Origin of the sequence: Kurthia huakuii LAM0618, assembly GCF_000505545.1 — a bacterium.
Lineage (GTDB): Bacteria > Bacillota > Bacilli > Bacillales_A > Planococcaceae > Kurthia > Kurthia huakuii.
In genome coordinates, this window is the sequence record NZ_AYTB01000008.1 from 692850 (window position 1) to 716454 (window position 23605).

Annotated in this window: 20 protein-coding genes and 1 other annotated feature; of the genes, 1 reads left to right on the forward strand and 19 read right to left on the reverse strand. The window is 40.1% G+C overall.

All coding sequences use genetic code 11. The features are described from left to right. Positions 1 to 31: 31 nt before the first annotated feature. Together V514_RS0107825 and hmpA are read right to left on the reverse strand one after the other, a co-directional pair. The gene (locus tag V514_RS0107825) at positions 32 to 1756 is read right to left on the reverse strand and encodes a DUF5776 domain-containing protein (protein WP_029499419.1); all 1725 of its coding nucleotides are present in this window, start codon (positions 1754 to 1756) and stop codon (positions 32 to 34) included. A 229-nt stretch (positions 1757 to 1985) separates the two neighbouring features. Continuing rightward, positions 1986 to 3152 (reverse strand): NO-inducible flavohemoprotein, encoded by a 1167-nt coding sequence (gene hmpA, locus V514_RS0107830; protein ID WP_029499420.1) that lies wholly within the window; start codon positions 3150 to 3152, stop codon positions 1986 to 1988. A gap of 170 nt (positions 3153 to 3322) precedes the next feature. Between hmpA and V514_RS0107835 the strand changes: the two genes are divergently transcribed. Continuing rightward, on the forward strand, positions 3323 to 3763 hold the full coding sequence (locus tag V514_RS0107835) for an RrF2 family transcriptional regulator (RefSeq protein WP_029499421.1): 441 nt from the start codon (positions 3323 to 3325) through the stop codon (positions 3761 to 3763). A 650-nt stretch (positions 3764 to 4413) separates the two neighbouring features. Here V514_RS0107835 and rplT read toward each other — a convergent pair. The 17 genes from rplT to icd all read right to left on the reverse strand — a co-directional run bounded on the left by rplT (position 4414) and on the right by icd (position 23562). After that, on the reverse strand, positions 4414 to 4773 hold the full coding sequence (rplT, locus tag V514_RS0107840) for a 50S ribosomal protein L20 (RefSeq protein ID WP_029499422.1): 360 nt from the start codon (positions 4771 to 4773) through the stop codon (positions 4414 to 4416). Between the two features lie 79 nt (positions 4774 to 4852). Then, on the reverse strand, positions 4853 to 5050 hold the full coding sequence (rpmI, locus tag V514_RS0107845; RefSeq protein ID WP_010288254.1) for a 50S ribosomal protein L35: 198 nt from the start codon (positions 5048 to 5050) through the stop codon (positions 4853 to 4855). A gap of 34 nt (positions 5051 to 5084) precedes the next feature. Beyond that, complete coding sequence (infC, locus tag V514_RS0107850) at positions 5085 to 5591, reverse strand: translation initiation factor IF-3 (protein WP_029499424.1); 507 nt, start codon at positions 5589 to 5591, stop codon at positions 5085 to 5087. A 310-nt stretch (positions 5592 to 5901) separates the two neighbouring features. Continuing rightward, positions 5902 to 6624 carry a glucosaminidase domain-containing protein gene (locus tag V514_RS0107855; RefSeq protein WP_029499426.1) on the reverse strand — a complete coding sequence of 241 codons (723 nt, stop codon included), beginning with the start codon at positions 6622 to 6624 and terminating at the stop codon, positions 5902 to 5904. Positions 6625 to 6807: 183 nt separating this feature from the next. Then, a complete protein-coding gene (gene thrS, locus V514_RS0107860; RefSeq protein ID WP_029499428.1) occupies positions 6808 to 8739 on the reverse strand; it encodes a threonine--tRNA ligase in 1932 nt (643 codons plus the stop codon). A gap of 80 nt (positions 8740 to 8819) precedes the next feature. Further along, positions 8820 to 9054: a binding site (T-box leader), on the reverse strand. Positions 9055 to 9110: 56 nt separating this feature from the next. Next, positions 9111 to 10043, reverse strand: a complete 933-nt coding sequence (gene dnaI, locus V514_RS0107870) for a primosomal protein DnaI (RefSeq protein WP_029499430.1) — start codon at positions 10041 to 10043, stop codon at positions 9111 to 9113. Positions 10044 to 10052: 9 nt separating this feature from the next. Further along, entirely contained in the window at positions 10053 to 11837 is a 1785-nt protein-coding gene (locus tag V514_RS0107875) for a DnaD domain protein (protein ID WP_029499432.1), read from the reverse strand. A gap of 28 nt (positions 11838 to 11865) precedes the next feature. Continuing rightward, positions 11866 to 12354, reverse strand: coding sequence for a transcriptional regulator NrdR (gene nrdR, locus V514_RS0107880; protein ID WP_029499433.1), 489 nt, complete (start codon positions 12352 to 12354; stop codon positions 11866 to 11868). Between the two features lie 192 nt (positions 12355 to 12546). Beyond that, on the reverse strand, positions 12547 to 13566 hold the full coding sequence (locus V514_RS0107885; RefSeq protein WP_029499435.1) for a glyceraldehyde-3-phosphate dehydrogenase: 1020 nt from the start codon (positions 13564 to 13566) through the stop codon (positions 12547 to 12549). A gap of 147 nt (positions 13567 to 13713) precedes the next feature. Beyond that, a complete protein-coding gene (gene coaE, locus V514_RS0107890) occupies positions 13714 to 14319 on the reverse strand; it encodes a dephospho-CoA kinase (protein ID WP_029499436.1) in 606 nt (201 codons plus the stop codon). Positions 14320 to 14330: 11 nt separating this feature from the next. Then, positions 14331 to 15203, reverse strand: coding sequence for a bifunctional DNA-formamidopyrimidine glycosylase/DNA-(apurinic or apyrimidinic site) lyase (mutM, locus tag V514_RS0107895; RefSeq protein WP_029499437.1), 873 nt, complete (start codon positions 15201 to 15203; stop codon positions 14331 to 14333). Between the two features lie 12 nt (positions 15204 to 15215). Next, on the reverse strand, positions 15216 to 17843 hold the full coding sequence (gene polA, locus V514_RS0107900) for a DNA polymerase I (RefSeq protein ID WP_029499439.1): 2628 nt from the start codon (positions 17841 to 17843) through the stop codon (positions 15216 to 15218). Between the two features lie 346 nt (positions 17844 to 18189). After that, positions 18190 to 19653: a two-component system histidine kinase PnpS gene (pnpS, locus tag V514_RS0107905; protein WP_029499440.1), complete on the reverse strand. Its 1464-nt coding sequence runs from the start codon at positions 19651 to 19653 to the stop codon at positions 18190 to 18192. After that, positions 19653 to 20360 carry a response regulator transcription factor gene (locus tag V514_RS0107910; protein WP_029499442.1) on the reverse strand — a complete coding sequence of 236 codons (708 nt, stop codon included), beginning with the start codon at positions 20358 to 20360 and terminating at the stop codon, positions 19653 to 19655. The genes pnpS and V514_RS0107910 overlap by 1 nt, the downstream gene beginning before the upstream one ends. A gap of 49 nt (positions 20361 to 20409) precedes the next feature. Beyond that, positions 20410 to 20850 (reverse strand): MaoC family dehydratase, encoded by a 441-nt coding sequence (locus V514_RS0107915; RefSeq protein WP_029499443.1) that lies wholly within the window; start codon positions 20848 to 20850, stop codon positions 20410 to 20412. A 422-nt stretch (positions 20851 to 21272) separates the two neighbouring features. Further along, the gene (gene mdh, locus V514_RS0107920) at positions 21273 to 22211 is read right to left on the reverse strand and encodes a malate dehydrogenase (RefSeq protein WP_029499444.1); all 939 of its coding nucleotides are present in this window, start codon (positions 22209 to 22211) and stop codon (positions 21273 to 21275) included. An 88-nt stretch (positions 22212 to 22299) separates the two neighbouring features. Then, positions 22300 to 23562, reverse strand: coding sequence for an NADP-dependent isocitrate dehydrogenase (gene icd, locus V514_RS0107925; protein WP_029499445.1), 1263 nt, complete (start codon positions 23560 to 23562; stop codon positions 22300 to 22302). Positions 23563 to 23605: the final 43 nt, after the last annotated feature.

Below are 23605 nucleotides of genomic sequence, written 5' to 3' on the forward strand. Positions count from 1 at the left end.
GACTGAGTCACTATTTGACCCAGTCTGCTCGTTATTGATACAATGCTTTTTCTGCTGATACAACGGTATGATCGTCTAAAACAAATTTAGGATAACCGTTTGTCGTATAAACGATGCTCTTTACAGCAAGTTTTGTGTTTGCTGGAATCGTTTTGACGATGTTGGCTTCATCAAAATACAAGCCGTCATACGCATATGTTTGTGCGTTTGTGACAACTTGTTCAGGAATTGTCGTATAGAAACTATCGATATTCGATGCTACTTTTTGTACGATTGTTTTCTTCGCTGTCATATAATGTCCGTTTGATAATTTCAAACGTGGCACGCCACCGCTTGAATACGTTACAGCCTCAACATCGACAATCGCATGTTGTGCAACAGCTGCGCGACGAGTCGCATCGCTAAATGCTGTTGATGTATATTCGTATTCTGGTTGTTTGATCAGCGCTTTTTTCACGCTATCAACCGATGTGTAATAATTAGTTGGTGTTGCGGAATCTTTAATTTTTTGAACGACCGATTTCTTCGCTGTCATATAGCGACCGTTCGATAGTTTTAAGCGTGGTGTCCCGCCGGCTGTATAAGATACGCCCGTTACTTTGACCGCTTTTCCTTTTGGTAATGTGCCTGCTTTTTTAGCGTTTGTAAAATCAACGCTCGTAAATTCTGCATTCGCTTTTTTCAGCAAGGCATATTTCACATTGTCTTTTGCTGTGTAGTAATCATCAAAATCAATATTCGGATTTGCTTTTAAGACATATTTTTTATTTGCTGTAATGTAGCGACCATTTGTTAATTGTAATCGCGGTGTGCCATTTGATGCTTTGACGACACGTTTGACATGCACAACTTCACCTTTATCAATCGAACCTTTTTTCGTTTTAAATGATGTTGATGTAAATTGTGGAATTTCTTGCTTCGTCACGATTTTGCCAGGGTTTGTTTTATAGTATGTACCTGACGATGGATTGCCGACTTGCGTAACATCACCTGTAAAGAAGCTCAGTGGTACGCCTGGCGCTAAACGGTTTAAGTCTACGCCACCAGAAATCCCTGGTACGCGACCGCTATCTGTATATTGCCATAAATGGTGATTGTAGCTCGGTCTTTGTGAGCTATAACGCGGGATCCATACAAAATCAAAATCAGATGTTTTTAAGTTCAACTTACTATAGAGGTGGTTGGCCACATATAAGCCTACCTTTTTATTTGATAAACTGCGCAACTCATCTACATACGCTTCGACGATAGCACGCATTGTATACGGTGTGTTATTATTCGTAAATTCCTCTACATCTAACACATAAAATTTAGTGTTTTTTGATGCACGGTTATAAAAATTGCGCGCCTCTGCACGTGCACTTGCCGGTGTACTAGCTAATACATATGAATAAACACCAAACGGCACTTCATATTTTGTGGCACTCTTCTCGTATGAGTCATGCATATAATCTTCCATGCCCGAACCATACTGTGTGCGAATAATCACTAAATCTAAAGCCTTAGATGCTTTTGACCAGTCAATATTCCCTTGCCATTTCGAAATATCCGCAATGACTGGACTCGATGATAATGGTTGAACTGCAGATTTCGGCGTCTCCGGACCATACTCCCAAGGCACTGTACTCTCTGGTTTTGCTGTGTTTACATGCCCATCATTTTCCGCTGTTAACGTCTGTGCAGAAACTTGTTCATAGCCGACAAATGATAAAAAGGCAATGACTAAGCACACAACAAAATACTTCACTTTTCCCATATTTCACTTTCCTTCCTCGAAACTATTTAGTATAAATGGCTTGCCTCATACAACTCTAGCGTACCATTTATCCTGTTTATTAACTTTAACAAAATGGTTACAGTTCTATTACAAATAACCAACAACTAATTCCACATTATAACATAGTTAGCAAAATTGTTGGCTGCTGATACATTATTTTTGCCACAAAAAAAGAGACAAGCACTACGCTCACCTCTTGTCTTCATTTTTATAGTGCAATCGCTGGGCCAAAGAATTCAAAATGAATGTTTTCTTTTGGCATACCTAGTGCTGTTAAATAGTTAACCATTGCTTTCATGAAGCCTACAGGACCACATACATACACTTCACCCGTTAAATCAACATGTGTTGCTAGGAAGTCTTGATCGATTTGACCAGACGCTGCTGTTGTTACCGGAACGTATGTCGCGTTTTTGCTTGGGAATGCGATTGCTAATAATTCGCGTTCGAATGGGTGTAAGCTAATATGTGTTGCACTATGAATGAATTTCACTTTTGCAGTGTTTTCTTTTGCTGCTGTTTGATACATCGATACAAGTGGTGTTGCACCAACGCCACCTGCTAAAAATGTTACTGGTGTGCCGCTTGCTGTGTCGTAAACGAAGTCACCTGCTGGTACAGATAGCATTAACTCATCACCAACATTTAAGTTTGCATGTAAGTAGTTTGATACTACGCCTTTTGGAGTCGCTTGTTTTTCAGCTTTTACAGAGATGCGGTATTCTTTCCCATTGTATGCTTGAGATAATGAATATTGACGGTTATGCGTATATGGATGGCCTGGAATATTCACTTGTACAGAAATGTATTGACCTGGTAAGTATTCAGGTAATGCCGCGCCATCTGCTGGTACTAAGTAGAATGATGTAATTAATTCACTTTCAGCTACTTTGCGTGATACTTTAAATGGTTTGAAACCGCGGTAACCGCCATCTTTTTGTTCTGCTTCTTGGTATAAGCCTTCTTCTGTTTGGATAAATGCATCTGCGATTACGCCGTATGCATCAGCCCATGCACCTAAAATTTCATCTGTTGCTGCATCGCCTAATACTTCTTTAATTGCTGCAAGTAAAAATTGACCAACGATTGGATAATGTTCAGGTAAGATGCCTAATGAACGGTGTTTTTGTCCGATTTGATGAACAACCGGTAAAATCGCTTCTAAGTTTTCAATGTGTACTGCTGCTGCATATACTGTATTTGCTAACGCTGTTTGTTGGCGTCCTTGTGATTGGTTTGTATGATTGAAAATATTTAACAGTTCAGGATGTGCTTCAAATAAATTTTTATAAAATGTTTTTGTAATTGTCACCCCATGTACTTCTAATACCGGAGCAGTTGATTTAATAATATTCATTGTTTCTTGTGATAACATGTTCGACACGTCCTCTCTTCTTTTAACACCTTAAATATACTCCGCTCTGACACTTAAAGCAATATATAAAATACATCTTTAACAAAAAAGACATATTTTAAATACATCTTTAAAAACAAGACTCTTTTTCGTAGCTCTGTTATACTATTTATGAATAGGTGGTGAATCAAGTGCGATTAACATTGTACACAGACTATTCATTGCGTGTTCTTTTATTTCTTGGCGCCAAAGAGCCTGAAGCTTTATCAACAATTAAAGAAATTTCAGATGCGTACGGCATTTCTAAAAACCACTTAATGAAAGTAACGCATGAGCTTGGTAAGATGGGCTATATCGAAACGATTCGAGGTCGTGGCGGTGGTATTCGTCTTGCAAAACGTCCAGAAGCTATCGGCATCGGCGAAGTCGTCCGCCAAACGGAAGAAGATTTCTATTTAGTCGATTGCTTTAACCCCGAATCGGTCGGGTGCGTAATCTCTCCAGTCTGTAACTTAAAAGGTGCGCTAAACAAAGCACTTCATGCATATATAGCAGTACTTGATGAATATAAGCTAAGCGATTTCTTACACAATAAAGAAGATATTGCAGCGCTATTATTCAATCATAATTAAAAGAGGCTGGGACAAAACCCTAGTCAATAAGAAAAGACATTCATGATTTGAATAAAATCATGAATGTCTTTTTTGTCTGCTAGGCAACCGTTGTTCGTTGTTTCGGCCGACGCTTTTCGCGGGCACGGCTCCATCTAATTTTTTTCGCGAGGGCGCGAAAAAAATGGCTATTCCGCTCGTGCTGTTCCCGCAGAAGTCGCAGCCTCCACTCCAAACAACTTTTATATACTGCTATCAAAAATTCCTTATGGAAAAAAGGACACTTCCTGTTAAAATTTAAGTGTCCTACAACCAAATTTCAAACGAAAGAAGTGAAATTACAAAAAAATGATATTGCCTTTCATATTCACCATCTCGTTGAAAGTATTCCAAGAGAAGCTTTCAGAACCAAAAACAGCTGCAATCTATCGTCAACGTAAAATTGAAAGTGAAAAACCGCGCATTAATGGCTACAAACCTAAGAAAATACGCCATACGGGAAGGATAATTCTCGTATCGCGTATAAAAATAGAGAAAGCGATGTCAAATTCGACATCCCCTTCTCTATTAGAGGTTGGAATTTTCACTTATGTCCCAGCCTCTTTTTTTTAATCGCAAAAAAAGACCCAATCCTAAGATTGAGTCTTTAAAAGAAGCATCGGTGCTTCCAATTATTTAGCTAATTGAGCTTTTGCAGCGTCAGCTAATTGAGTGAATGCAGCAGCATCAGATACTGCTAATTCAGCTAACATTTTACGGTTAACGTCGATGTTAGCAAGTTTTAAACCGTGCATTAAACGGCTGTAAGATAAACCGTTGATGCGAGCAGCTGCGTTGATACGAGTGATCCATAGTTTACGGAAATCACGTTTCTTTTGACGACGGTCACGGTATGCATATTGACCTGACTTCATTACTGCTTGGTTAGCTACTTTGTATAATGTATGTTTAGAACCAAAGTAACCTTTAGCTAATTTTAAAACTTTTTTGCGACGTGCGCGTGTTACTGTACCGCCTTTTACGCGTGGCATACTAATTACCTCCTGCTATCCATCTTATATGTAAGATGAATATTCTATATTTTTTATGTTATTGGAACGATCTAAATAATTATTTGTAAGCTAATAAAGATTTGATGCGTTTGTAGTCGCCTGCTGATACGATACCAGCTTTACGTAGGTGACGTTTTTGTTTAGTAGATTTGTTTGCGAATAAGTGGCTTCCGTAAGCACGGTCAAATTTTAATTTACCGCTACCAGTTTTTTTGAAACGTTTAGCAGCGCCACGGTGAGTTTTCATTTTTGGCATTTCGAATTCCTCCTAAGCTTGTTCAACTAAAAAGTTAATTTTTTTCGTTCTTAGGTTGTAATACTAAGAACATGCTGCGACCTTCCATTTTCGCACGTTGTTCAACAGTTGCTACTTCTTTACAGTCTTCAGCAAAACGGTCTAATACACGTTGACCGATTTCTTTGTGCGTGATTGCACGACCTTTAAAGCGAATAGACGCTTTAACTTTGTCTCCTTTTTCAAGGAATTTAATCCCGTTACGTAATTTCGTTTGGTAATCATGTTCATCAATTGTAGGGCTTAAGCGTACTTCTTTCAGAACAATTACTTTTTGGTTTTTACGTACTTCGCGATCTTTCTTTTGTTGTTCGAATTTGAACTTACCGTGGTCCATAATACGAGCAACCGGTGGCTTAGCTTGTGGAGCCACAAGGACAAGATCCAAGTTTGCACGTTCTGCAATTTTCAAAGCATCATTACGCGTCTTAACTCCTAGCTGTTCACCATTTTGGTCGATAACACGAAGTTCACGAGCACGAATACCTTCGTTTACATACATGTCTTTGCTAATGATAATCCACCTCCAAGTAGTGTCGCGAATACAGTGTTTGGGCTCGATTGCCCGAAAATCGGTCGGTATTTCGATGTCCACAAAAAAAGGCGGACATAGTCGAAATGTCCGCCCGCAATATATATGTTCATGCGAAATGCATGTGCGATTTGTTTTCATAACCTGCTCGTACTACTTAAAGACGAGAATCAGGTGAGAAGCGGGCAGCCTCTTCTTAACCTCAAACTATTGTATTCATTAACCTCACTTATACTATCATGTACATAAAGTTGTGTCAACTTTTTTTCGCAATAAATGTTTATTGAATGACCAATCGTTTGCCGACAACTATATGATTGGCATTCGATAACCCATTTGCAGCCATAATCGTACGCTCTGGCATACTATATTTCATCGCGATACTTGATAGCGTCTCACCTGCGCGTACGGTATGTGTTCGTTTAGACGATGTAGCTTTCACAGTATAACTTGTTTTTGTCGTTGTTGCTCGCTTTGCATCGTATCGCGTTAAGCCATATTGCGCGATAATCGCATTTAATTTGGCACTGTAGTTGCGATCGGTCGCATAGACACCTGCTAGCGCACGTGTAGCTTGACGATAACTTGATGTATTCGACACCCATGCCCCGCTTAGATGACGACCTTGCATAATATTCGTGTAATCGACCATCGATGCCCATTTTGATGGATATGAACGGAAATGATTTTTCACCGTTACAAGCTTATGTCCGCGTTGTTCTTGCGTCTTTAGTGCAATGGATTGACCATTGTACGTGCCCTTCACGCCAAATAAATTGTTTGCTGATTGCGTTAAACCACTTGTGCCATAATTACTTTCTAACGCCATTTGTGCAATCATCACCGATGGATATAAATTCATTTGCTTTGCTAATGTTTGCGCACTACTTGCATATGTATACACAAAATCCGATTTATAATCTGCTTGTGCATCGACTACACTAGCTGATAACACCGCTGTAAATGCTACTGCTGCAGCTGCTCGTTGCCATATTTTTTTCATAAAATCCCTCTTTCAATTATAATTTGTGCTGCTACCTACCCTCTCCTACATTCCACTATTTTCGCAAAAATATGCAAAAACCCTATAAAAATCATACATTTGTATTATCTTTCATGTAAATGTTATAAATGACACAAAAAAAGAGACACTGCGCTCACGCAATGTCTCTTCAATAAAAAATGATTATTTAGTTGCTTCTGCTACTAATTTTTCTAAGAATGCCGCAAATGGGACTGTTTCAGAATCTTTTGAGCCGTATTTACGAACATTTACACTATCCGCTTCTACTTCTTTATCCCCTAGCACTAACATGTACGGGATTTTTTTCATTTGTGCTTCGCGGATTTTATAACCTAATTTCTCTTCGCGGTAATCCATTTCCACACGAATGCCAGCAGCTTGAAGTTGTTCCTCTACTTTTTTCGCATAGTCGAAGTGAACATCATTTGATACTGGAATGACTTGTACTTGTACAGGTGCTAACCAAGTTGGGAAGGCCCCTTTGTATTCTTCAATTAAGAAGGCTACGAAACGTTCCATTGTTGATACAACACCACGGTGAATAACAACTGGACGGTGTAATTCGCCATCTTGACCAACATAGCCAAGGTCAAAGCGTTCTGGTAATAAGAAGTCAAGTTGTACAGTCGATAATGTTTCTTGCTTCCCAATCGCCGTTTTTACTTGAACGTCTAGTTTTGGACCGTAGAATGCCGCTTCGCCTTCAGCTTCATAGTAATCTAGGCCAAGGTCATCCATTGCTTCTTTTAACATGCTTTGTGCTTTTTCCCACATTGCATCATCATCAAAGTATTTTTCAGTATCTTGAGGGTCACGATAAGATAGACGGAATTCGTAATCGTTTAAGTCGAAATCTTTATAAACTGCTAATACTAATTCAACTACTTTTTTGAATTCTTCTTTGATTTGGTCTGGACGTACGAAAAGGTGCGCATCATTTAACGTCATGCCGCGGACACGTTGTAATCCTGAAACAGCGCCTGACATTTCATAGCGGTGCATCATACCAAGCTCTGCGATACGAAGTGGTAGGTCGCGGTATGAACGCATTGCTGATTTATAAACCATCATATGGTGAGGACAGTTCATTGGGCGTAACACTAATGTTTCGTTATCCATTTCCATTGGCGGGAACATATCTTCTTGGTAATGATCCCAGTGACCAGAAGTGATGTATAAATCTTTAGAACCCATAATTGGTGTGTATACGTGTTTGTAGCCTAGTGATACTTCTTTGTCGACGATATAACGTTCTACTGTACGACGGATAGTAGCACCATTTGGTAACCATAGCGGTAAGCCTTGGCCAACTAATTTATTTGTTGTAAATAATTCTAATTCTTTCCCTAGTTTACGGTGGTCACGCTCTTTTGCTTCTTCAAGCATTTGAAGATGCGCTTTTAAATCTTTTTTATCGAAGAATGCAGTGCCGTATACGCGTTGTAACATTTTGTTTTTAGAATCGCCGCGCCAGTAAGCACCTGCTACTGATAATAATTTGAATTCTTTAATTTTGCCTGTTGATGGTACGTGAATACCGCGGCAAAGGTCGAAGAATTCGCCTTGTGAATAGATTGATACTTGTTCATCTTCAGGAATTGCTTCAAGAAGTTCCAATTTATATTGGTCGTCGATTTCTTCAAATTTCGCTTGTGCTGCTGCGCGAGATACGTCTTGACGTTCGATTTCTATGTTTTCAGCAACGATGCGTTTCATTTCTTTCTCGATTGCCGGGAAATCTTCTGCCGTAATCGGTGTATCTGAATCAACATCATAGTAGAAACCATTTTCGATTGTTGGTCCGATGCCTAGTTTAATACCAGGGTAAATGCGTTTTAATGCTTGTGCTAAAAGGTGAGCAGTTGAGTGACGCATTACATCAAGTGACTCATCATCTTGCTGTGTTAAGATGGCGATTGTACCATCCGCTTCAAGTGGTGTTTTTGTATCGACTAATTCACCGTTGAATTTACCAACAAGTGCTTTTTTGCGTAGTCCTGGGCTAATTGAAGCCGCTACTGCATCTGTCGTAATCCCTTTGTCAAATTCTTTCACAGAACCATCTGGGAATGTTAAATTAATCATGTCTGCCATTTTAAATTCTCTCCTTTAGTATGTTTCGAGCGCTCTAGGCCACAAGCTGGAGATTTTTTGCATAAAAAAAATCCCGTCCGCAAAGGGACGAGATGTATACTCGTGGTTCCACCCTTCTTCCTTCCATGTACCCACTCGTGGCGTACAAAGACGAAGCTCTCGATCGGCTAACGGGCCGTTACCGTCGACAATTACTACTAACTTCACTGCCGCTGCTCCAAGGTGGTAAATCATTTGCCGTACTAAGAAGCTCGCACCTATGCTTCTCTCTCTGAAAGTCGTACAAATCATTGTTGTCCTTTTCGTCGCATTTGTTCATTTTATGAAACAAATTATATACGCTTTTGCGCAAAATTTCAAGGGGGGCTTACTTAAAAACTACGACGATTTTCGCCGGTCATATCGACAGGCTTCGTAATCGTGCGAATACGCTCCATAATACGCCCTGCTTTTACCGGGTCAATATCGCCTTTTGTGCGCGCTAAATGTTGCTCTAACTCTTTGTAATTTAAATTCGATGAAATAAATGTCGGCAAGCTCTCCGCCATACGATAATGTAAAATCGTCCCTAAAATTTCATCGCGCGTCCACGCTGTTAACGTTTCTGCCCCTAAATCATCAAGCATTAATACCGGTGCTTTTTTAACAAAATCAATTTTTTCTTCTAATGAATTTTCACCAATCGCACTTTTTAATTCGCGTAAAAATTCCGGTACATAAACTAAAATCGTCCGCACCTGCATCGTCGCAAGTTCATTCGCAATCGCAGCGAGCACAAAAGATTTCCCGACACCAAAGCTACCATGTAAATACAAACCTAGTTTCGGTAAATGTTCGGGGTCCTTCTTTGCCTGACTAATAAAGGCCATCGCCTCTTTGTAAGCATGTAAGCGTTGCTCGCTATCGACTTTAATATCGTCAAGCGTTGCCTTCATAACTTCGCGTGGCATATGCATACTCGAAATCATCGATGCCGTTTTACGACGCTCATCTTCAATACGCTTTGTCTCACATGGTACATATTCTAAATCAATATTGCCGCGCTCGACAATTAACTGTGGCACAAGCCCATTAATCGGATTTTTACAAAGCGCCACCGACTCACATTGACTGCAATCATGTTGCTGTGAGGTATATTCAAATAATTTGTTCATGCCACGTTCGATTGTTGCTTTTGATAATTGATGCTGTTGAACAAACGCTTGAATAGCCGGATGCGCAAGAACTCCTTGCTGCATTTTTGCTAAACGCGCTTCAAATTCATCATCCATACGTTGTTGGATTTGGTTTTTTATCGGTTCCACGGCGTTCACCTACCCTTCATCAAGGCCGAGTTCTTCTAATATTTTAAGACGTTCCGCTTCAAAATCTGTTACGGGCGACTGCTCTGTCTGTTGTTCCACATGCTTTTTATGCTGACCATCTTTAAACCATTCCGGCAGCTTCGATTCATCGACGCGCGGCTCTTTCGTATAAGACGTTTTATAATATTTTGCTGATTTTGACTGCTGATACGCCTTCGCATAATCAAGCGCCGCTTCGGCCGTCGCAATCGTTTCCTTGCGCCAGCTAGCTGCAATCGCCTCTAAAAAGTTTAAATTAAGCGAATTGGTACTTGTGAAATACGCATAATGAATGAGCGCATTAAATACTTCCTGCGGCATATCAAATGCTTCAAGTGCTTTTTGTACGACCTTTAAATCATTTGAAAACGGTTCTTTCCCGTCATTTAACATTTGTAACAACGTTAACGGTTCGGTTTGCTGGAAGAGCTCAATCGTTTTGGTTTTCAGCTCACTGTCGGTAAATGCGTCATCTTTTGCGGCTTCAATTTGATAAAATACCCCAGCCGCTGCGCGTAAGAGTTTATATTGTGTATGCATGGCCTCGCTAGCAACGAACGTTTTAGGTTCTTCTTTCACTTGCTTTTGATGTTCAAAATCAAGCGCCATCTTCATCGCCTCTTCGGCCGTTTCAGCACCTGAGTAACGCCATGCACTCGCAATGGCATGCATATAATTTTTATTCAAACGACCGTTGTTACGCAAACACGTATAATGAATCAACACATTGACGACCGGCGCCGGCATATCATATGACAACACAAGCTCCTCAACAAGCTCAATATCTTTCGGGAATGGCTGCTTGTCCCCTGCTAGCGCGCTTAACATTTCAATTGGCGATAATTCATTGAAGTTATCAATCATGCCATCTTTTTTCGTTTTGCTCTCTAATTGTGGCTCTTCAACTTTCAATTCCTCGACTTTAACGAATTTCTTCATCGTTGGCGGTTCCGTTGAAATCGTCATTTTATAATAATTAGATGCCGATTTCTTCAATTTTGCGTCATTAATTTGCATCATTTCATCAAGCGACATCGTCACGATTTTTTGCATATCTTTCGGTGAGAAATGATATAAGAAGGCAAGCTTGGCAATCAAAGCCTTTGCTTCTAGTGTTAGCACAGAATGTGGCACGAGCTGCTCGGATAACCCTTGGCGCAATGCGTCAAAATCAAAATCTTGCGTCTCAAATGGAATATCTTTTGGCTTTTCGACACCGCTAGACAGCTGCAAATCATTTGGTGGCATATGCTGTTGTACCGGCTGATAGACGTCCATAAACGACCTCGATACATCGCTATAACCTGCCGTTGTTGACCCTTTTACAATAAAGCGCTGACGCAGCAAACGGTACGCATGCTCGCCAATTTTGCTATATAAAAACATCGATAAAATTGGATCGTCAAAAAATAATTTTGCATCAAGCGGCGGCATCACATCATAAATAAATGAACGCATCGTTTCTTCCTCGCGACGCCAGCTACGTAATAAACCGATTGCCTCTAGTGCGATACGAGATTCAAACACTTGCGCAATCGGCATATCAAGCGCATTCATCAAATGATAATGCGACAAATTGGTTTCAATCATATCCTCACCCTCTGCCCATAGCATAAAGTACAAGCTGACGGCATCTGGCCCAATCAATGGTTGATAAAGCAACGTAATTAATTTTCGTTCATAACTTGATAACGGGAAAGGAATACGAATCGACAGTCGGTCTACAGGCTGTAATTCTCGATATAAATTTACCACTGAAACGACGCCTCCTTATTGCCCTTGTTTACTGTTCATCATTCGGTTGTTCTTTTTCCTTTGTTTGCTTGTCGATTAAATCGCGCATTTCTTCTAAGAACACCGAAATATCTTTAAATTGGCGGTAAACGGATGCAAAGCGCACATACGATACTTCATCAATTTTTGCGAGGCGTTCCATGACCATCTCGCCTACATCTTCTGATTTTACTTCTGCATTGCCTTGTCGGCGCAATTCTTTTTCGATATTAAAAACGATTTCTTCAAGTACAGATAACGCAACCGGACGTTTTTCACATGCGCGAATTAACCCACGTAGCACTTTTTCGTGGCTAAATTCTTCACGAGAGCCATCTTTTTTTACAACGATCAATGGCATTTCTTCTACTTTTTCAAATGTTGTAAAACGGAAGCCACATGATTCGCATTCACGACGGCGGCGAATTGCCTTGTTGTCATCTACCGGGCGACTATCAATTACTTTTGTTCCGTTATATTGACACGTTGGACATCTCATAGTTTTTCTACTCTCCTGATATATATCTTATAGTTTACTTATTATATCAAAAAACCACAGTAAAAATCGAATAGATGTCGTTATTTATGTAGAAAACATTGACTTTCTTCATTTAAAAACGCAAAAAGACCGAGTAGCATTCTCGGTCTTTTTCAATACGTTATGAATTAGGATTTTTTACGTGTTTTATAATTAAGCGTTAACCGCTGCATTTAACCCAGCGATTACTTTTTTCGTTAAATCAACAACGCGTGAAGAATAACCCCACTCGTTATCATACCAAGCAAGAACTTTTACTTTTTTGTCGCCCATAACCATTGTTGTTAGGCCGTCAATTGTAGCTGATGCTGGGTTTGTGTTGAAGTCGCTTGATACAAGTGGCTCTTCTGTGTAATCTAAGATGCCTTTTAATGCGCCTTGTGAAGCTTGTTTGAACACTTCGTTTACTTGTTCAACTGTTACTGTTTCGTTTAAATCCACAACTAAGTCTACTAATGACACGTTAGGTGTTGGAACGCGTAGCGCCATACCGTGTAATTTACCTTGTAATTCTGGTAATACAAGTGTTAATGCTTTTGCAGCACCTGTAGAAGTTGGAATGATTGATTCCGCGCAAGAACGAGCACGACGTAAATCTTTATGTGGGTTATCGATATTGTTTTGGTCATTTGTGTATGAGTGCACGGTTGTCATTAAACCATTGTCGATACCAAATGTGTCATTTAATACTTTTGCTACTGGAGCTAAGCAGTTTGTCGTACATGAAGCATTTGAAATAACATCATGTTTTGATAAATCTAATTTTTCATCATTTACGCCCATAACGATTGTTACATCTTCGTTTTTACCAGGTGCTGTTAAGATTACTTTTTTCGCACCAGCTTCTAAGTGTTGCGCAGCTTTTGAACGCTCGTTGAATTTACCCGTTGCTTCAATCACGATATCTACGTTCATGTCTTTCCAAGGTAATAATAATGGGTTACGTTCAGCAATTAATTGAATGCGCTTACCATTTACAACTAAGAAATCTTCACCGGCTTCAACAGAACCATCGAAACGACCATGTGTCGTGTCATATTTAATTAAGTGAGCTAAAGTTTCTGAAGGATAGCTAGCATTAATAGCCACGATGTTTAAATCCTCTGCCATAGCCTTTCTAAATACCATACGACCGATGCGGCCAAATCCGTTAATCGCAATTGAAACTGTCATTATATAAATCCTCCTATGTGGTTGTGTTTAAATTGAACATCTTTATTTGCAATTAGTATAGCACATTAAATGCCAAGGAAAACCTTTTTTCACTCAAAATTTAAAGATTTTATTTTCTGACAACTTTTCGCACAAAAAAACAAGAGCTTATGACAGCTCTTGTAGCACATTCCATTTTTTTAAAATGTAATGCAATTGTTCAGTTGTCGATTCAATTGAATCATTGTTATAAATCACTGCATCGGCGCCTTGTTCTTTCACCGAAAGTGGCAATTGCGAACTGATGCGTGCACGCGCTTCTTCCTCGCTTAACGCATTGCGTTCCATCAGTCGTTTCAATTGATTTTCCTCGGTCACAGAAACGACCAGAATGCGTTCGACATAACTTTGCAAGCCACTTTCAAACAGCAATGGAATATCCATAACAACGTGCGGATGCCCATCAGACAAGTATTCATCACGTTGTCTAAGCATTTCTTTACGAATGGCTGGATGAATAATATCGTTTAGCTGTTTGCGCTTTGCTGGGTCATGAAAAATAAGATTTCCGACTTTTTTACGATCCATATGGCCATCTTCTAATAGGACGTCGCTGCCAAAAGCGGCGGCGATTTGTTGCAATGTTTCGCGACCCGGCTCGACGACAACACGCGCTACTTGGTCGGCGTCAACGATTGGAAATTGTAACTTCTCAAACATTTTTGCGACGGTACTTTTCCCGCTCGCGATACTTCCTGTTAAACCAATAATCATTTTTTCTCCCCCTAGTGCTGACAATTTGGACAATAAAACGAGTTGCGCCCAGCGATTATTTGTTGCTCTGTATTAGTATGACACATTGGGCATTTTTTCATCCCATACATTTGCAAGTGATGTTGCATACTGCCAGCTTCACCATTAATATTGCGATAATCCGAGATTGAAGAACCGCCAAATGCAATACTTTCCGTTAAAACGGTCACAATTTCTTGAAACAACGTACGTAGCTGCTCTCCTTCTATAAGGGACACTTTTCGTCCCGGATGTATTCTCGTGCGGAATAACGCTTCGGTTGCGTAGATATTTCCACAACCGCTAACAACTTGACCGTCCATAATGACCGCCTTGATTGCTTTATTATTGTACTTTCTCTGCGCACATTTCTCTAAAAAATAATCGCTTGCACGCGCATCAAATGGTTCCGGTGCCATCGCCAATAATGGTGGATAATCGGCGATATCATGTAATAAACGCATCTCCCCAAAACGACGAATATCGGCATAAATTAACCACTCGTCATCAGCTAATTGCCACATGACATGCATATGTTTATGAAACTTGCCTTCTGTCACATCATCGGGGTGCGCGACATGAAACCATGCCCCCGACATACCTAAATGGTTCACTAACAACTGCTGCTCACCATTTTTCAACATCGTAAAAAAGATATATTTAGCGTGGCGTTCGATGCGCTCAATCGTCATTCCTTGAACGGCGGCGATAAATTGCTCTGGTGTTTGCCCTTTAATAATTGCTTCTTTTCCCGCTTCTTTGGACGTATAAATGACCGGCGAAACGATTACGCGCTGAATCGTTTTATGTTCAACAACGGGTTTTAGCATACGCACAACACCTTCTACTTCTGGTAATTCAGGCACAAATCTTCCCCCCTATTTCGCATCGTACCACGTATTGCCGGATGCCGCGTCCGCTTTTAAAGGTACTTTTAAGGCAACCGCTGCTTCCATAACTGCCGGTACAAGCTCTTCTAAAATCGCTAATTCTTCTGGTGGCGCTTCAAAAATCAATTCATCATGTACTTGCAGTAACATCGTCGCTTGTAAATTTTTCTCACGCAATGCGGCAGCCATATCAATCATCGCTTTTTTAATAATATCTGCGGCTGTCCCTTGAATTGGCGTATTCATCGCTGTACGCTCTGCAAAGCTACGCACATTGAAATTGCGGCTTGTTAAATCTGGCAAATAACGGCGGCGATTTAACAACGTCGTCACATAGCCATCTTTTTTCGCTTGTTCAACAATTGTTTGCATATAGCCTTGTACACCTGGGTAACTTTCAAAATAGCGCTCGATAAATTCGGCCGCTTCTTTACGCGTAATGCCTAAGTTTTGTGACAAGCCGTAGTCGCTAATACCATAAACAATACCAAAGTTAACAGCCTTCGCTTGGCGGCGCATATTTGACGTTACCTCTTCTTGTGCGACACCAAAAACATCCATTGCCGTTTTTGTATGGATATCTAAATCATGATTGAACGCCTCGATTAAATTCGCCTCATCAGCCATATCAGCTAAAACACGCAATTCAATTTGCGAATAATCGGCGGAAAATAGTTTCCACCCTTCACGGCTCGGCACAAATGCTTGGCGAATTTTACGTCCTTCTTCTAAACGTACCGGAATGTTTTGCAAGTTTGGATCAATCGAGCTCAAACGCCCGGTCGCCGTTAATGCTTGCTGATAGCGCGTATGAATTTTATGGTCTCCTTCATGAACAACTTTTAATAAACCGTCGATATACGTTGATTTTAATTTTCCTAGTTGGCGGAATTCTAAAATATAGTCAATAATCGCATGCTCTGGTTGTAATTTTTCCAACACATCTGCAGCTGTTGAATAACCGGTTTTTGTTTTCTTAATGACCGGCAACGCTAATTTTTCAAATAAAATAACGCCCAATTGCTTTGGCGAATTAATATTAAAGTCCGTTCCAGCTAGTGCATAAATTTTCTGTTCAATTGCTGTTAATTTTGACGCTAATTCTTCGCCCATTTCAATTAAACGTTGTTCGTTCACCACAACACCAGCACATTCCATATCACATAAAATAAAGGCTAGTGGCAATTCAAGCGTACTATACAAATCAAATTGTTCTTTCTCGCGTAAAGCTTGCTCAATCGTTGGAAGCGCGTGCCAGACTGCTAACGCTTTACGTGCCACATGTTCCGCTAAAACGTCTTGTTCTGGAATCGCACGTTTGGCGCCCTTTCCATACACTTGTTCCGCTAATTGCACTTCATTGTAGCCATAACGTTTCGCCACAGCCGCCACATCTTCTAAATTTTGCGCCGGTTCATCAATATAAGCTGCTAATAGCATATCCGCTACGACACCATTTAACTCGATACCAAAACGGCTTAATGCAGCCTTTTGTGCCTTCACATCGTAAACATATTTTGTTTTTGTCTCATCAGCTAAATAAGCCTTGATGTCCTCTGCTTGCTGCAACGCCTCAAACGACATATAATATGATGTTTCACCGGCTGTAAAGCTCATCCCCAAAATTTCACAACTATGATAATGTTCATTTTCTAACTCTACATGAACAGCCATCGTATCAGCAAATTCGTCGGTCATGTGCTCAATAATAGCTAACGAAATAGCTGTTTTCTCTGCTGTATCCGTTACGGCTAACTCACTTTTTTCAATTAATGATTTAAATGACAACTCACGCCACAGCTCAAACAATGCCTCGGTATTAGGTGCCGTCCACGCTAAATCATCAATGGATAATGCTAATGGCACATGACGATTAATCGTTGCCAATTCTTTACTCATTAGCGCCTGTTGTTCATTTGCGATAAGCTTCTCTTTTAATTTTGCTCCTTTAACATCATCAAGATGTGCATACACTTCTTCAACCGTTGGATGCTGTGTTAATAGTTTGATTGCCGTTTTCTCACCAACCCCCGGAACACCAGGAATATTATCTGATGAATCGCCCATTAAGCCTTTCATGTCGATAATTTGTAGCGGTGTCAAACCGTATTTTTCTTCAATATGCGCAGGCGTATACTGTTCAATATCGGTCATGCCTTTACGCGTAATATAAACCGTCGTATTCTCTGAAGCTAATTGCGTTAAATCTTTATCACCTGAAATAATAATCGTTTCAATGCCTTGCTCATCTGCTTGGCGGCTCAGCGTACCGATAATATCATCGGCCTCATACATGTCCAATTCATAACGCTTCATATTATAGGCATCTAATAATGTTCGCAAGTACGGAAATTGCTCTGACAACTCAGGTGGCGTTTTTTGACGGCCACCTTTGTATTCTTTAAATGTATTGTGGCGAAATGTTGTTTTGCCGGCATCAAAAGCGACTAAAATGCGCGTTGGTTGTTCTTCCCCTAAAATCTTTTGCAACATCGTCGTAAAGCCATAAACTGCATTCGTATGAATTCCTTGGTCATTCGTTAATAGCGGCAAAGCGAAAAATGCGCGATATGCTAAACTGTTGCCATCTAATAATAGTAATTTTTCTTTTGTCATCGTGACAGTCCCTTCTTGTCCTAGTTGTCTCCTCTATCTTACCATGTACACAGCTACACGTCGCACACACGTTCTTTTTAGCATAAAAAAAAGACCGTTAGAAGTCTCGTTTACTTCTAACGATCAAATGGCGATGAAATGGCAGCCGTTCTCGTCACAGAACGCCCTCAATTCTGTCCGTCTGCGATTTCGTCACGATTTTTTGCCACACACAGTAGCTCCAGACTCAAATGTACCAATTGGCAACAAGGGGATCGTCTGAATAAAAGGGAATTTGAAGGGGGCCTTCATCTATTATAGTACCAATACTCTTTGAAGGTTCTATAAACGAATTGTAAAGAAATTGTTAAGATGGTACTTTTGGTAACATAACTCGCATTGTTGTCCCATGACCAACCTCACTATCCACTTGGATTTTTCCATGGTGAATTTCAATTAAATGTTTTACAATCGCTAGCCCAAGTCCTGTACCACCAGAATTGCGACTACGCGCGCGGTCTACGCGATAAAAACGCTCAAAGACGCGTGTAATTTCTTCCTTCGCAATACCGATGCCTTCATCTTTCACTTCTAAAATGCCAAATTTTTCATTTTCACTTAGCTTCATCGTAACAGTTGTCTGTTCAGGTGAGTAATTAATCGCATTAAATAGCAAATTTACAATAACTTGCATCAATCGATTAGCATCACCTAAAATCACGATTTCTTCTGGTGCCTCAACATGTAGCACCATTTCTTTTTCTTCTAAGCGCTGGGCCGACATTTCCGCAGCACGTTTTACTAAGTCATTTAAGCTTGTTGGTAACACATCTAGCTTGAAGCCATGTTTTTCAAGCTTCGATAACTCTAATAAATCATTGACAAGCATCTGCAAACGATTGCTTTCTTGGTTCATAATTTCTAGGAACGTCAATAACGTTTCCTCATCCTTATAAGCTCCATCTAACAGCGTCTCCGAGAAGCCTTTCATCGATGTAATCGGCGTGCGCAATTCATGTGACACGTTTGCAACGAAGTCTTTGCGTACTTGTTCTAATTTTTTCAATTCCGTAATATCATGCATGACGATAACAACACCTAGCCAGTGACCGTGCTCTCCGATTACCGGTGCCCCGTACACTTCCATATGGCGCATCTCACCATCGATTGGAATTTGAATTTGCTGGCGATATGCTTCCTCGGTCATAAAGACGTGATCGACAAACTCCTCTAGTTCAAGCGGCATGCCTAAATCACGAAACACTTGCTCAGTTACTTCATCATATTCTTTTTCAAACAGCTCTAAAAAGACACGATTAACAACCGAAATGTCACCCTCACGTCCAATCATAATAAGCGAGCTGCCCATATTTTCAATCAATGTTTTTAACCGTTCTTGCTCAATCTCACGCGTCATCATCATATCTTGCAAATTGCGTGCTAAGACATTGATTGAGCTACTTAATGAAGACGTTGGTGCCTCTGCAGACTCATATGCGCGCGCCCGGTAATTTCCTTTTGCTAACTCTAATGCTGTATACGTCACGTGATCAACCGATGATGTGACCTTATACAAAATACGATTTGTTAACAGCATAAGAACAATAAATGCAACGACAAGTGAGCCAATTAACATAAGCCAAAATGACAGCGCATCATGCACTTGTCGATTAGCCGCTTGTGACAGCGCATTACTTGCAGAAAGTCTGCTTTCAATGGTCGTATCAATATAAGCTGGCAATAGCTGGCCAATACCAAAACCTAGACACGCTAACACTGCCGCATATAAAAACCCAAAGGCAGTTAATAAGCGTATGCGCATCGATGCCATTAGCCTTTTGGCTCCTCAAACTTGTATCCAAGCCCACGAATTGTCTTAATAAACTTAGGTTTGCGACTATTCTCTTCAATTTGATCGCGTAAATGGCTAATATGTACATCAACAATACGCGTATCTCCGGCAAAGTCATAATGCCAGACAGCACTTAATAGTTGGTCACGTGTTAACACGCGATTTTTGTTATCTAATAAATAAACAAGCAGTTCAAATTCTTTTGGCGTAAACTCTAATTCTTTGTCGCCTAATGTCGCTTCAAAGCGATCTGGATAAACGCTTAATTGTCCAATATGGTATGTTTTTTCACGTTCGACTGTTGCTGCTTGTTCTAATACTTTTGAACGACGCAACACCGCTTTTACACGCGCAACAACTTCGCGTGGGCTAAATGGTTTTGTCATATAATCATCTGCCCCAAGCTCTAAACCTAAAACTTTATCAAACTCATCGTCTTTCGCTGTTAACATAATAATTGGAATTTCCATTTTTTGAATGCGTAATTCTTTACACACTTCCATACCATCTTTTTTTGGCAACATTAAATCGAGCAACATTAAATCTGGTGCTTCAGCCATTGCTTTATCGAGCCCCTCTTGCCCATCAAAAGCTTGAATGACGTCGTATCCTGCTTGTTTTAAATTGTATTGTAATAATGTTGAAATTGCTAATTCGTCTTCTACAACTAAAATTTTGTTTGTCATGTTTGTTTGCCTCCAAAATGTTCGTTTGAAACCCCCATCTCAAATTCACTCATTTAGGTGGTGTCGCGATTACCGTTCCGGTTACAATCAACTCATCGGTAGATAAGTTGCGTCCTTCGACATGAATCATAATCCCTCGAATCGATTCTCGCTTATCGATGACGTTTAAGACGATATGAATTGTTTCGTAATGATAGAGGACGCCAGGAAATTGCAATGCAAGCTCCATAATACGAGAGCCTGGTCCTGGTAAATATTTTGATATCGTTGATGTAATAATACCATTTAGCAATACAGTCGGTACAATCGGACGTTCAAATTCCGTTTGACTCGCATAATCATGTTGAATGAACAATGGATTATTGTCATTTGTTAAGCCTAAATAAAGTAATAACTGTTGATCTTCAATTTTTTCTGTAATTTGAATCGAATCACCAACTGCTACTTCATCAAATGTTTTACCAATACGATTATTTTTACCTAACAGCATTGCATCCTTCCCCCTCTCTACTACTATGTTTTTATAGTATCAGTTATAGTATAAAAAATCGAGTACAAGTATTAGAATAACACGCTTTCTGCCATTTTCTACTTGAACTACCCCACTTCGCGTTTTCACGAGCTCGCTTGAAATGAACGATTCCTACGAACAGTGCGTACTTGTTCCCACTTGCTCGAAATAGTGGCTTCACTTTTTTAGTAGGCGAACACCTCCTTGTTTGTCATTTAGTTTAATACAAACAGACGTTCCGTTTCTACTTTTAAGCACCGCATGCATCGCCCACCTACTCGCTCCACACGTTGAGGAGGGTATCTTCTGCGAAAAAATGATAAAAAAGGTCATGATGAAGAAATGACCTCATCAAAAAAATAGGCGTTGCACTTATCGCAACACCTGTCATTCAGGAATCGTTAATCCAATGCTCGTATAACATCTCTCACTGCATTAGCAGAGTGATTTAATGCTTGTTGTTCTTCTTTTGTTAGCGGTAATTCAATAATTTCTTCGATACCTGTTGATCCTAAAATCGTTGGTACTCCTAAATAAATACCATCTTGCCCATATTCACCTTCTAAATATGCAATCGTTGGCAAAATACGACGTTGATCTTTTAAAATCGCCTCCGCCATCTCAACCATCGCAGCAGCAGGGGCATAGTAAGCAGAGCCGTCCCCTAATAAGTTGACGATTTCTCCACCACCTACACGCGTACGTTGTACAATACTTTCTAGTCGCTCCTTATCAATCAATAGTTCAAGCGGTACACCTCCCGCATAAGAGTAGCGTACAAGTGGTACCATCGTGTCTCCGTGCCCGCCTAACACAAAGCCTGATACATCTTTTACCGAAACATTTAACTCTTCAGCAACAAACGTACGGAATCGCGCTGTATCTAAAATACCTGATTGCCCAATAACGCGATTTTTCGGGAAGCCAGACGCCTTATACGCTGTATACGTCATCGCATCTACTGGATTTGTTAACACTAATAAAATCGCATTTGGCGAATAATTTGCGATTTCTTTCGTCACAGCTTCGATGACACGTTGATTGATTTTCACTAAATCATCGCGACTCATTCCTGGCTTACGAGCAACACCCGCTGTGATAATGGCAATATCTGAATCAGCGGTATCTTCATAATTTGCTGTACCTGTTATCTGAGCATCAAAATGTAAAATTGGCGCAGCTTCGGCCATATCAAGCGCCTTTCCTTTTGTTGAATTTTCAGCTTGTGGAATATCTACTAATACAACATCACCAAGTTCTTTTTGTGCTGCTAAAAAAGCAGCTGTAGCACCGGTAAATCCAGCACCGATAACGGAAATCTTTTTACGTTTATGCGACATATTAAATTTCTCCTATTCTACAATAAAATGGTAAATGTATACAAAAAAAGAGATGAAGCAAGCTTCACCTCTTATAATCCTTTAAAGATTAAAGGTTTTTGATTAATTCGTCAGCGAATTCTGAGCATTTTACTTCAGTAGCGCCATCCATTAGACGAGCGAAGTCGTAAGTTACAACTTTAGAAGCGATTGTTTTTTCTACTGATGCAGTGATAGCGTCAGCAGCTTCTTGCCAGCCTAAGTGTTCAAGCATTAATACGCCTGAAAGTAATACTGATGATGGGTTTACTTTATCTTGACCAGCGTATTTAGGAGCTGTACCGTGAGTAGCTTCGAAAATAGCGTGACCAGTTACGTAGTTGATGTTCGCGCCTGGAGCGATACCGATACCACCAACTTGAGCAGCTAATGCGTCAGAGATGTAGTCACCGTTTAAGTTCATAGTTGCTACTACGTCAAATTCTTTTGGACGAGTTAAGATTTGTTGTAAGAAGATATCAGCGATAGAATCTTTTACGATGATTTTGCCTTCAGCTTCAGCTTTAGCTTGTGCAGCGTTTGCAGCTTCAGTACCTTCAGCTTCAACGATTGCATCGTATTGAGCCCAAGTAAATACTTTATCGCCGAATTCGTTTGCAGCTAAATCGTAACCCCATTGTTTGAATCCACCTTCAGTGAATTTCATGATGTTACCTTTGTGTACTAAAGTAACAGTTGGTTTGTTGTTATCGATTGCATAGTTGATAGCAGCGCGTACTAAACGTTCTGTACCTTCTTTAGAAACTGGTTTAATACCTAAACCTGAAGTTTCTGGGAAGCGAATTTTGTTAACGCCTAGTTCAGTTTGTAAGAAGTTTAATAATTTCTTTTGTTCGTCTGAACCAGCTTTGTATTCGATACCAGCGTAAATATCTTCAGTGTTTTCACGGAAGATTACCATGTCAACGTCTTCTGGTTTTTTAACTGGAGAAGGAACACCTTCGAAGTGACGTACTGGACGTAAGCATACATATAGGTCAAGAGTTTGACGTAATGCTACGTTTAATGAACGGATACCGCCACCGATTGGAGTTGTAAGAGGACCTTTGATAGCGATTAAGTATTCGTTGATTTTGTCTAAAGTTTCTTGTGGTAACCATTCGCCTGTAGCGTTGAATGCTTTTTCACCAGCTAGAACTTCTAACCATTCGATTGATTTTTCACCATTGTAAGCATTTTTTACAGCTGCGTCGATAACGCGTGATGCTGCGTGCCAGATATCAGGACCGATACCGTCACCGATGATGAATGGGATTGTTGGGTTGTTTGGTACGTTTAACACACCATTGTTTTCCATAGTAATTTTTGCCATGTAAATTGCGCCTCCTAAAATTAATCATAATCATAGGCTTGAT